4 protein-coding genes and 2 rRNA genes (1 of these 6 running past the window's edge) are annotated in these 11,559 nt (G+C 32.4%); 5 read left to right on the top strand and 1 reads right to left on the bottom strand.

Translation table 11 applies throughout. The features are described from left to right. Both ACXGQW_RS02905 and rrf read left to right on the top strand, forming a co-directional pair. Nucleotides 1–252 (top strand): 23S ribosomal RNA (locus ACXGQW_RS02905); it begins 2,555 nt to the left of the window's first position. A gap of 143 nt (nucleotides 253–395) precedes the next feature. Then, nucleotides 396–505 (top strand): 5S ribosomal RNA (gene rrf, locus ACXGQW_RS02900). 438 nt (nucleotides 506–943) lie between these two features. Here the strand turns inward: rrf and ACXGQW_RS02895 are convergent. Beyond that, on the bottom strand, nucleotides 944–1,243 hold the full coding sequence (locus tag ACXGQW_RS02895; RefSeq protein ID WP_457823606.1) for a YbaB/EbfC family nucleoid-associated protein: 300 nt from the start codon (nucleotides 1,241–1,243) through the stop codon (nucleotides 944–946). 141 nt (nucleotides 1,244–1,384) lie between these two features. Here ACXGQW_RS02895 and ACXGQW_RS02890 point away from each other — a divergent pair, with 141 nt between their 5' ends. From ACXGQW_RS02890 to ACXGQW_RS02880, 3 genes are all read left to right on the top strand, one after another. Further along, nucleotides 1,385–3,475: a S9 family peptidase gene (locus tag ACXGQW_RS02890; protein WP_457823605.1), complete on the top strand. Its 2,091-nt coding sequence runs from the start codon at nucleotides 1,385–1,387 to the stop codon at nucleotides 3,473–3,475. Nucleotides 3,476–3,899: 424 nt separating this feature from the next. Continuing rightward, the gene (locus tag ACXGQW_RS02885; RefSeq protein ID WP_457823604.1) at nucleotides 3,900–8,003 is read left to right on the top strand and encodes an ATP-binding protein; all 4,104 of its coding nucleotides are present in this window, start codon (nucleotides 3,900–3,902) and stop codon (nucleotides 8,001–8,003) included. Between the two features lie 432 nt (nucleotides 8,004–8,435). Then, on the top strand, nucleotides 8,436–11,555 hold the full coding sequence (locus tag ACXGQW_RS02880) for a SusC/RagA family TonB-linked outer membrane protein (RefSeq protein WP_457823603.1): 3,120 nt from the start codon (nucleotides 8,436–8,438) through the stop codon (nucleotides 11,553–11,555). Nucleotides 11,556–11,559 lie beyond the last annotated feature (4 nt).

Below are 11,559 nucleotides of genomic sequence, written 5' to 3'. Positions count from 1 at the left end.
ATTTGCGTGGATTTGACTCTAGTACGAGAGGACCGAGTTGAACTAACCTCTGGTGTATCAGTTGTTCCGCCAGGAGCATTGCTGAGTAGCTACGTTGGGAAGGGATAAGCGCTGAAAGCATATAAGCGCGAAACCCACCACAAGATGAGATTTCTTTAAAGGGTGGTTGTAGACTACGACCTTGATAGGATATAGGTGTAAAGGCAGTAATGTCATAGCCGAGTATTACTAATAACCCATAGGCTTGTGTACTTGCGGACTTTAATGATTTTAGCTATTCAATGGATTGGAAACATGATTTATAATATCAATATGTTAACACATAATTAGTTGTGGGTTTTTCGTTGTTAGTATGATACTACTAACAAACAATGAACAACCACCAACCAAGACCTTAAGGTGATTATTGCAATAGGGCTCACCTCTTCCCATTCCGAACAGAGAAGTTAAGCCTATTCGCGCAGATGGTACTAGCACTTGCTGGGAGAGTATGTCATCGCCTTTTTTTGATTCTAAAATCACATTAGAATTTACAAACCTCATTCAATTCAATTGAATGAGGTTTTTTTGTTTTATAGGTGGATGGATAGTGTTGGGGGAGTGAAGTAGTTGAGAATTGCAGGAGTTAAGTAGTTAAGGAGTTAAGAAGGTAGGAGTTATAAAATATATAGAATTGTCGTTAGATTGCTTAAAGAAGCTAAAGATTAAGAATATTAAACAGTGAAATTTTACATTTCTTTATTAACCAACTAACCAACTAACCAACCATCAACTACTAAATAAAACGCGTTAGGGATAGTAGCGGCATCCTTTTACTGTCAGTTTGAGTGAATTTATGTAGTGAAACGGAATAAATTTGTATCGAAAACTAGTAAAAGATATAGCGGATAGCCCGACCCAAAGGGGAACGCCCTTGGAAAAGAATTTGTTATCTCAAGTGTCTTTAAAAAGGAAGTCCTTTTTTTGCGGCTGCTGCCATTTCTTGTTCGTTTATTTGGTCTGCTTGCTTTATGGCATCATTTAGAGCTAGTATTAGATAATCTTCTATGGCTTCTTTGTCATTTAACAGATTGTCACTGATATCAATTTTTTTTACTTCTCTGTTAGCTGTTATTGTTACATTTACTAATCCACTACCAGAATTGCTATGAACCAAAACAGTGTTAAGTTTTTCTTTTGCTTTTTCTACGTGTTTCTGAGCATCTTGTAATTGCCCCATTATTTTAGACATATCTCCGAACATGAGTCTTAGTTTTTATTTGTAGCAAGATATAAAGATTATAAATATCTTCACACAAAAAAATAGATGAGAAAGAATGTAAAAAGAATTTTAACTATCGTGTTGGGATTCATTATTTTTGCAGTCACAATTAAATGTAAAAAGATGAAGGTAATTAAAGCACCTGTAGCAGATAAAATGCCCGCTAAGTTGGTAAAGCATGGGGATGAAAGAATTGACGATTATTATTGGTTGCGTTTGTCTGATGAAGAGAAAAATGCAGAAATGCCTTCTGAAAAAACAATTAAAGTATTATCGTATTTGAACGATGAAAACTCTTACTACGAGTATAAAACTGAACATACTGTAAAATTTCAAGAGGATTTATTTGAAGAAATGAAGGGTAGAATTAAAGAAGATGATAGTTCTGTTCCTTATTTTAAAAATGGATACTATTATGTAACTAGATACGAATTAGGTAAACAATACCCCATTTATACTAGAAAAAAGGAATCGTTAGAGGCTAAGGAAGAAATATTGTTAGATGTTAATATACTTGCTGAAGGCTATGATTATTTTGATGTTGGAGGTTTATCGATTACCAGCGATAATCGTCTAATGGCTTTTAGTTTTGACGACACAGGAAGAAGACAGTATACTATAAAATTTAAAGATTTACGAACTGGAGAAATTTTAGAGGATTCTATAGAATTTACCACAGGTTCTGCTACTTGGGCTAATGACGATAAGACTATTTTTTATAGCAAAAAGGATCATGTTACTTTGAGAAGTGATAAGGTGTATAAACACTTTTTAGGTACACCTAGTGTAAACGATGCTTTAGTATATCACGAAAAAGATGAAACCTACAATGTTTATGTAGGTAAAACTAAGTCAAAAAAATATTTGATAATTGGTTCTTACAGTACATTACAAACTGAATATAGAATTTTATCTGCAGATAAGCCAAACGGAGATTTTAAAGTTTTTCAAAAAAGAACTGACGATTTGGAATATAGTGTTATGCATTATCAAAATTCGTTTTATATTTTAACCAATCATGGCAATGCGACCAACTTTAAGTTGATGAAAACCTCTGAGGATTCAACAAGTATAGAAAACTGGGAGGATGTAATTCCACATAGAAAAGATGTTCTGTTAGAGGATGCTACTATTTTTAAGAATTTTCTAGTTTTAGAAGAAAGAGACCATGGACTCAATAAAATAAGAATCATCAGTTGGGATGGAAGTAAAGATTATTATTTACCATTTAGCGAAGAAACTTATACTTGTTACGTAGGTAGTAATCCGGAGTTTGACACTAATTGGTTACGCTATGGGTACAACTCTATGACGACACCTAGCTCGGTGATAGATTTTAATATGGTTTCCGAAGAAAAAGAAATTAAGAAAGAGCAGGAAGTCTTAGGAGGGAATTTTGATAAAGAAAACTACACGAGTAAACGAATTTGGGTAAAGGCTAGAGATGGTAAAGAAGTTGCTTTATCCATAGTTCATAGAAAAGATGTTGAAGTTAATAGTGATACCCCAGTATTTATGTATGCTTATGGTTCTTATGGACATACTGTGGATGACAGCTTTAGTACAGCCAGGTTGAGTTTGTTAGATAGAGGGTTTGTTTTTGCGCTGGCACACGTAAGGGGGTCAGAGTATTTAGGGAGACCTTGGTATGACGACGGTAAATTATTGAACAAGAAAAATACTTTTACTGACTTTGTAGACTGTGCAAAATATATGATTAATCAGAAAATGACATCTCCTGAGCACTTGTATGCCATGGGAGGTTCCGCAGGTGGTTTGCTGATGGGAGTAGTTGTTAACACAAATCCAGAGTTGTTTAACGGAGTAATAGCCTCAGTACCTTTTGTAGATGTTGTGACTACTATGTTGGATGAAACGATTCCTCTAACAACTGGAGAGTATGATGAGTGGGGAAACCCTAACGATAAAAAATATTACGACTACATTAAGTCATACTCCCCTTATGATAATATAGAACGTAAGCAGTACCCAAATATGTTAATCACTACTGGATTACACGATTCTCAGGTTCAGTATTGGGAACCTGCAAAATACGTAGCTAAACTTAGGGCGTTAAAAACAGATAACAATCAACTTTATCTAGATACAAATATGGATGCTGGTCATGGTGGAGCTTCTGGTAGGTTTGATGCGTTAAAAGAAGTTGCGAAGGAATATGCATTTATACTAGACTTGGAGAATAAGATTGAATAGTGTTTGAAAAAATGATTATGAGCGAATGCTGATTGAATCAACTTTTTGTAATGCAAGATTTACGTATCAAGAGACACGAATTTTTTTTTAAATTCAAAAATAAATGTAAGGTTTGGGTAAAGTATACGATATCTATTATTAGAGCTACTTAAATTAAAATTTGAGAATTGCTGCAATGTGCGAGTTTTAGCTAGGACTTGAGAAGTGTACTAAATCGGCTTTTTTTTAAAATTGTTACTAGATAAAAATGTTGTTTCGAGATTTGGTTAAAACCTCTAATTAGTAGCTTAAAATAAACTAGATTATATTCTAATTTCATACTCAAATGATACTCTTAAATTTTTGATAATAAAATATGTTAATTACGAACCATAACAGTATAAATTATTGAGTTTTGTGATATATTTGCCAAAAATATTATTAAATGATTAAAAAAATAACCCTATTTCTGTTTTTTTTATTGTTATCAGTTAAAACACCTGCCCAGAATAATGAACTCTCTTATTATAAATCTTTAAACATATCTAACGGATTAACTCATAATGGGGTTACTTCAATTTTTAAAGACTCAAAGGGGTTTGTGTGGATAGCAACTTACGATGGTTTAAATAGATATGATGGTTATAGAATTAAACAGTTTAAAAACTCCTATCAAAATAAAATACTAAACAGTAACAGAGTTAGAATTATTACTGAGAATGATAGAGGAGAATTATTACTAGGTACCGATAGGGGGTTAACAGTGTATAATATAGAGCAAGAAAAGTTCACAAAATTATATACAACTAATACCAAAGAACTCGCCAAGGAACCTATAATTGTCAAAATATCTATTCATCCAACTACTAGAGAAATTGTATGTAGTACTGAGGGAGATGGTATTTATATTTTTGACAAAAATTTTAAGTTTAAAGGACAATATCAATTTAACATAGATATAAAAAATAAAAAGTGGATTCTAAATTCAATTCTTTTAGACAAAGAGAACTATTTATTCGTAACCACATTTTATGCAATTATTTTCAATATAAATACTAAGAAAGCAAAGTTGATAAAAGATTCAAATTTGTTCGATTGCACTTTTATAAAGAAATATGATGGAGATACTTTTTACGTGGGTAATTCCAATGGAGGTTTGACCATGTTTGACTTTAAACTTTTAAAGGAAGGGTATGTTTTTCAGAAAAAAGCAAAATATTTAAATGAAACGGTATTTAATTGTTCAAACGTAGATTATAAAAATCAGTTATGGTTAGGTACAGCCATGTCTGGAGCTACAAGAGTATCTAGTATTGATCGTTTAAAAAACAATAAAAATTACAGTCTTAAATATTTTAAGGCTGGGCATAACAGATTAAGAGTTAGCAGTATTGTAAGTTTTGATCACAAGTATGCATGGATTGGTTCTTATAACAAGGGTGTATTTCTCTTAGATTTGAAGAAAAATCCTTTTTACACGAGTCCAATTCAGTATGATAGATTTTTGAGCATTGTAGCCAAAAATGATTATAGTTTTTATACCGATAGAAATTTTAATAGCTCTAAAATATTTAATATTAAGACTAGAACATTTGAAAAAGTAAAATTTGATGCTATAGCAAAAAATAATTTTAGAATTATATATGTAGACTCTAAAGGGAACACATGGGGAGTATTTAGTAGTGAGTATCAAGAATCTGTAGGGAGAGTTAAAAAAGGCTCTTCCGTTGTTGAAAAATTGCTTATATCAAAATTCTCACACGGTAAGAACAAAGGAATTACAGAAGACCCCGAAGGTAATATTTGGTTAACTTATAATAAAGATGTTTTTAGAATTAATATTGATAAAAATCAGAAAATTTTAGGAGTCGAAGATTTAAGTGACAATCCATCCTTTGCCAAAGACGTTTACACAACCAATCGTTTTTTATACGCAGACCCTGTTTACGATTATTTATGGATAGGTGATAAAACCGATGGTTTGATTCGTATTACTTTAAAACCTGAGGAAAAACTAGACAAAGCACAAATAGATTTCTTTACTACAGATACAAACAATCCTAAATCATTAATTAACAATTTTGTCACTTCCGTACTTAGACTCCCTAACAAAGATTTATGGATTGGTACCGAGGGTGGAGGGATTTCTAAAGTTTTAAATAGTAACTCCAACAACCCAGAATTTATAGCCTATACAGAAAAAGATGGGTTATCTAATAATGTAGTCAAAAGCATTTTGGCAGATAGCGAACAAAATTTATGGATTACTACCAATAAAGGACTAAACAAATTTGATATCAAAACAGAAACATTTAGAAACTTTACCAAAGATGATGGATTGCCTTTTGAAGATTTTTACTTTGGCTCTCAAGCATTAGGTGAGAATAACTTTGTGTTAGTTGGTAGTGACAGTTTTTGTTATTTTAATTCTAAGGAGATTGTAGATAATGACGAAATTCCATCTTTAGAATTTGGGGAACTATCTATCTATAACAGTGTGGTTAAGGTTAACGATACGGTTAACGGAAGAGTCTTGTTAAATAAACGCTTATCTCATAAACAAACATTAACCTTAAATTCTAATGAAAACGTATTCTCATTAGAAGTAATTCCTTTACATTATTCCAACAACAATAATTACCCAATTCAATTTAAATTAGAACCTCTGAATAAGGAATGGATAAGTTTAACGAGTGGGCAAAATATTATAGAATTTAACGGTTTACAATCTGGCAATTACACCCTAAGAGTAAAAGCAGCGAATTCTTTAAATCAATGGACAGCTCCAAAAATGCTGTATATCAATGTAAAACCTAAATTTTGGAAATCTAATACTGCTTATACAATTTATGTATTATTAGGTTTTATCATCATGTATTTGATATTTCAAATTTTTTATAAAATTCAGAAGCTTAATCATACATTAGAGATAGAACAATTAGAAATAGATAACATCAAAGATATCAACGAATCCAAGTTGAAATTCTTCGCAAATATCACTCACGAAATAAAAACTCCAATAGCATTAATTTCAGGACCCGTGGATTTTTTAGTGGAAAAAATAAAAAACGGAGAATCCGTAGATATTTTGTCTAAGTTAAATATTGTAAAAAGACAGTCTAATAGAATATCAGAATTAATAGATCAAGTTAGAGATTTTCAGCAGTCCGATAGAGATCAATTAAAAATGGAGTACGAATCGTTTTGTTTTGATGATTTTATCAAAAAACTATCTATCGATTTTGAGTTTTTAGCTAAAAAAGAAAACAAAAAATTAACAATCAATAATTTATCTGAAAAAAGAATATACGTCAAAGCAGATAAAGATAAAGTGCAAAAAGTTTTTAATAACTTATTCAGCAACTCTTTTAAGTATACAAAATCTGGAGATAATATTATATTGGATTACAGGCAGGACGACAATAGTTTAATTGTTTCTTTTAGAGATACAGGTAAAGGAATTGCTCCAGATGATTTACCTTATATTTTCGAACGCTTTTACCAGTCTAAAAGGATGACAAAAGAATATATTGGAGGCTCTGGTATAGGTCTCGCTTTTTCGAAGAGATTGGTAGAAATGCATTATGGCTACATTCATGCAGATAGCGAACTAGGTGTTGGAACTACTATACATTTAGATATGCCAATTGTAGACGTGGATAGGCTTTATGAAAATCACATGGAAGAAGTTCTGCACAGAGAAGAGATTTTAGAAGTTGAAATTGAAAAACAATCTCTGCCAACTATTGATTTGTCTGAGATAAAGTTTAATGGTGAGTTTTCAGAAGCTAGAATATTTTATGCGGAAGACAACGTAGAATTGAGAAACTTTGTAGAAGAAATATTAGCCAACTTTTTTAAGGTGACTACATTTACCAATGGAGCAGAATGTTTAGCAGCAATGCAAAAAGATTGGCCTGATATTGTATTAACAGATGTATTGATGCCAGAATTGAATGGGTTTGAATTGTGTAGAGAAATAAAAAACAACATAAAAACAAGCCACATTCCAGTGGTGATGCTTACCGCTTGCATTTCTGACGAAGAACAGATACAAGGAATCAACGAAGGTGTAGATGCGTATATAAAAAAACCGTTCAACAATCAGAGATTGGTTTCTACAATAGAATCGTTGTTAAGAAACAGACAAGTACTAAAAGAAAGATTTAAGGCAGATTTTCCTTTAGAATTGGAGAAATCTAGTCAATCTCAAAAAGATGTTGAATTTATTGAAGGTTTGTATAAGTTAATGACTGAGAATTTAGATAACAAAGATTTGGATATGGATCAGCTAGCAAAGCAGCTATATTTAAATAGAACTCATTTTTACCAGAAAGTAAAAACAATTACTGGACAAACTCCTTTTGAGCTACTCAAAGACTTTAGAATCAAAAAAGCAGCCGAATTTTTAGTCAGAGACAAATTAACTGTTAACGAGGTTTTTATTGAAACAGGATTCAAAAGTAGATCTCATTTTAGCAAAGTTTTCAAAGATAAGTACGGAGTTACGCCTGGCCAATACGTAAATAAAGGTCTAGAAGAGGGTTAAGTCTGTTTAAAATTCAATAAAAAAGCAAAACATACTATTCCATACTTTGTTAATTGTTGTTTGTCTAAGTCTAACAAAATCAATGTATTAACGTATTTAAATATGCGTTATGTCAGTATATTTTACGAGTAAACCCATATTATTTACCTTTGTTAACTAAATAGCACTTGCTATAGTTGAAATTTGTGCGTATATTGAATCCGCAAATTTAGACTTAAATTCTTGTAGATTTTTTATCGATACACTGTTAAAAATGATTAATAATTAAGGTCTTAAAGAATTTATCCATGAATTATCAATTTATAACAAACCAAACTAACTTAAACGCATTAAAATCATGAGGAAAGAAATGTTTTGCAAATTCACAAAGGGTACTCTATCGGGTAGGATTTATAAAAAAGAGCAGGATTTAAATAATTAAAACTAAACTAAATGAAAAAATATAAAATAATTAAAACTAAAATTATAGCTGCTAGGACCTTTCTTATCGCAACTATAGCTTTGGTTTGTTTGTCAAGCAATACTGCTTACTCTCAAAAAAACGTAACAGGTGTGGTTACTAGTTCGGCAGATGAATTTCCTGTTATCGGGGCTACAGTAACCAAGGTAGGTTCTAATGTGTTGACTGTTACTGATTTTGATGGTGTCTATTCAATCAAAGCGGAGAAAGGGGATGTACTAGAATTTAGTTATATTGGTATGGCTACTCAAAAAATAAAAGTGAAAGGGCCTACACTAAATGTAGTATTAGAACAAGAATCTAATGAATTAGATGAAGTCGTTGTAATTGGGTACGGTAAAGTAAAAAAGAAAGAAGTTACAGGTGCTGTTGCTCAGGTTAAAGCAGAGCAAATTGAAAATTTTATAACAGCGGATTTATCGAGTGCTTTACAAGGTCAAGTAGCTGGTTTAAATGTAAATACAAATTCGGGTCAACCAGGAGAACCTTCTAGTATTTCAATTCGTGGAGTCTCTTCATTAACAGGAACTAACAATCCACTGTATGTTGTAGATGGAATCCCTTATGACGAAGATCCAAATATCAACCCTAGTGAGGTTCAAACTATTGATGTCTTGAAAGATGCTGCCTCGGCTGCAATCTACGGTACAAGAGGTGCTGGTGGAGTAATTTTGATAACTACAAAAAAAGGAGAGCCTAATACGAATACAATTAGTTTTGATGCAAACATAGGTGTACAAAACTTACCGTCAGGTGAATTTACACCGTTGTTAAACGGTCCTGAACAGATATTTGTAGATAATGTTTCTAGCGCTGCTGTTGGAGGGTTGTCTATATTTGCATTGTTAAACGATACAGATTTAACAGATTTTGCTATTGAAGACAACGCTTTAATACAGAGATATAATTTGAGATTCTCTGGTGGTAACAAAAATGCAAATTATAGTATCTTAGGTGGGTATTTTGGGCAGGAAGGAATTGTGACTGGTGCAAAGCTAGACAGATATAGTTTACGTGCGAATGTTAGGGTGAAAAAAAATAAATGGTCTTTTAATTCAGGTTTTGGTTTAACTATAGATAATAACCAATTGGTTGGTAGTTTTCTTATTAGAAATGCAATCATTTTTAGTCCATTCTTGCCAACTATAGATGAAGTGTTGGACTTTCCTTCTAATGGTACTGCAAGAAACCGAATAAGTTCTCTTTTAAGTAGTTTGCAAAATAAAAATCAAAGAGATAGATATAGAACAGATGTAAACTCTCAAATTAACTATCAAATTACACCAGATTTACAATTTACAACTTTACTTGGAGGTAGTTTTACTCATCAATATCAATCAAGTTCTAACAGACCTTTTGTGATTTTAGGGCTAGACGGAGCTGGTGGAGATAATTTTATACAAGGATCTACCACTGAGGGCGTGAGCAGAAACTTTACTGTAAATTGGAATGCTGGATTGAATTATAAAAAGAAATTTAAGAAAAATTCAATTACTGCAACTGCGCTCGTTTCAGCAGAAAGACAAAAAAACACTTCTTTTGCACTAAATGCGCAAGGATTACTAGATAACGGGCTAACAGGTTTTAGTAATGCCACTGGGCCAATAGTAGCTACTTCTGATTTGCAAATTCAGAGATTGATAAACAACTCTTTCATAACTCCAGACTTCGAAATTACGAGGATAGGTACTATTGCGAGAGTTTTGTATGATTATGATAAAAAATATTTGCTTAATTTGAGTGCTAGATATGACGGTTCTAGTCAGTTTTCAGAAAGTAATAGATGGAATTTGTTTCCCTCAGCCTCTTTTGCATGGAATGTGTCTGAAGAAGAATTCTGGAAACCACTTAAATCTGTTGTGAACAGTTTTAAGTATAGAATAAGTTATGGAACTACGGGTAATGATAGATTTACGTCATATCAAGATATACCAACATTCAATACCGGATTAAATACAGTGTTCGGAAATTCGACTAACCTTGCTGTAGGACAAGCTCAAACCAGGCTATCAAATCCAGATATTAAATGGGAAACAACAAAACAGTTTAATTACGGTGTGGATTTGAGTCTGTTAAAAAACAAGATTACTTTTACTGCGGACTACTATAGAACGAGTAAAGATGACTTATTGTTGAATGTAATAATCCCTCCTAGTTCTGGTGTTGGACTCAATGTTGGAGTTGCGGCGGGAGAGGCAACAACAGTTATAAACGTAGGAGATATGATTAATGAAGGTTTGGAGTATTCATTAAGATATAGAGACAAAGTCAAAGACTTTTCTTGGGATATCATGGGAACATTTACAACAAACAACAATAAGGTTACAAAACTATTTGGTAATACTGATATTGTACCATTGAATGGAGCGCAGTTAGTAAATGGAGACGGAAACTCATCTGTACTTCATTTAGTCAAAGGTTTTGAAGCAGGGTCTTTCTTGTTATATAGAACAGATGGAATCATTAACGATGATGCCGAATTGGCTGAGTACAAAGATGCTACCAATCTAAATAACGCACGAAAAGGTGATTTAAAATATGTAGACGTGAATGGAAACGGACGCATTGATGAAGGTGATAGAGAAGTTAGAGGTAGTGGATTACCCGAATTTGAAGCTGGTTTAAATGCGACTATTTCCTATAAAAATTTCAGTCTAACAACTAACTGGTATGGGTCATTTGGTAACGAAGTTTTAAACGGTTCTAGAGCTACGGCTTTCTCTGAAAGGAGACATAGAGATTTATTGTATCAGTGGTCACCAACAAATACAAATGCTAACGTCCCTGTATGGAGAGATAGAAGTAGAGCTGACTTGAATTATGCAGCCAATACAGATAGACTTTTAGAAGACGGAAGTTACATTAGACTAAATAACATAACGTTTTCTTATAAATTTCCTAAAAAATGGCTAAGCGCGTTGGCTTTAAGTTCTGCGAGCGTGTATGTATCGGGACAGAATTTAGTTACTTTCACCAAATATTCAGGATTTGATCCAGGTACTGGAGGTAACAACATCAATAGAAGAGGTGTGGATACTAGTGTTTTCCCATTAGCGAAAACACACAATATTGGATTCAAATTAAAATTTTAAAAAA

The organism is Wenyingzhuangia sp. IMCC45533, assembly GCF_054111225.1.
This window is presented reverse-complemented; position numbering and strand designations above follow the sequence as displayed.

Bases quoted from the DNA above. Each gene is read 5' to 3' on its own strand.
- ACXGQW_RS02895 (WP_457823606.1), bottom strand. From the start codon at position 1,243: ATGTTCGGAGATATGTCTAAAATAATGGGGCAATTACAAGATGCTCAG.
- ACXGQW_RS02890 (WP_457823605.1), top strand. From the start codon at position 1,385: ATGAAGGTAATTAAAGCACCTGTAGCAGATAAAATGCCCGCTAAGTTG.
- ACXGQW_RS02885 (WP_457823604.1), top strand. From the start codon at position 3,900: ATGATTAAAAAAATAACCCTATTTCTGTTTTTTTTATTGTTATCAGTT.
- ACXGQW_RS02880 (WP_457823603.1), top strand. From the start codon at position 8,436: ATGAAAAAATATAAAATAATTAAAACTAAAATTATAGCTGCTAGGACC.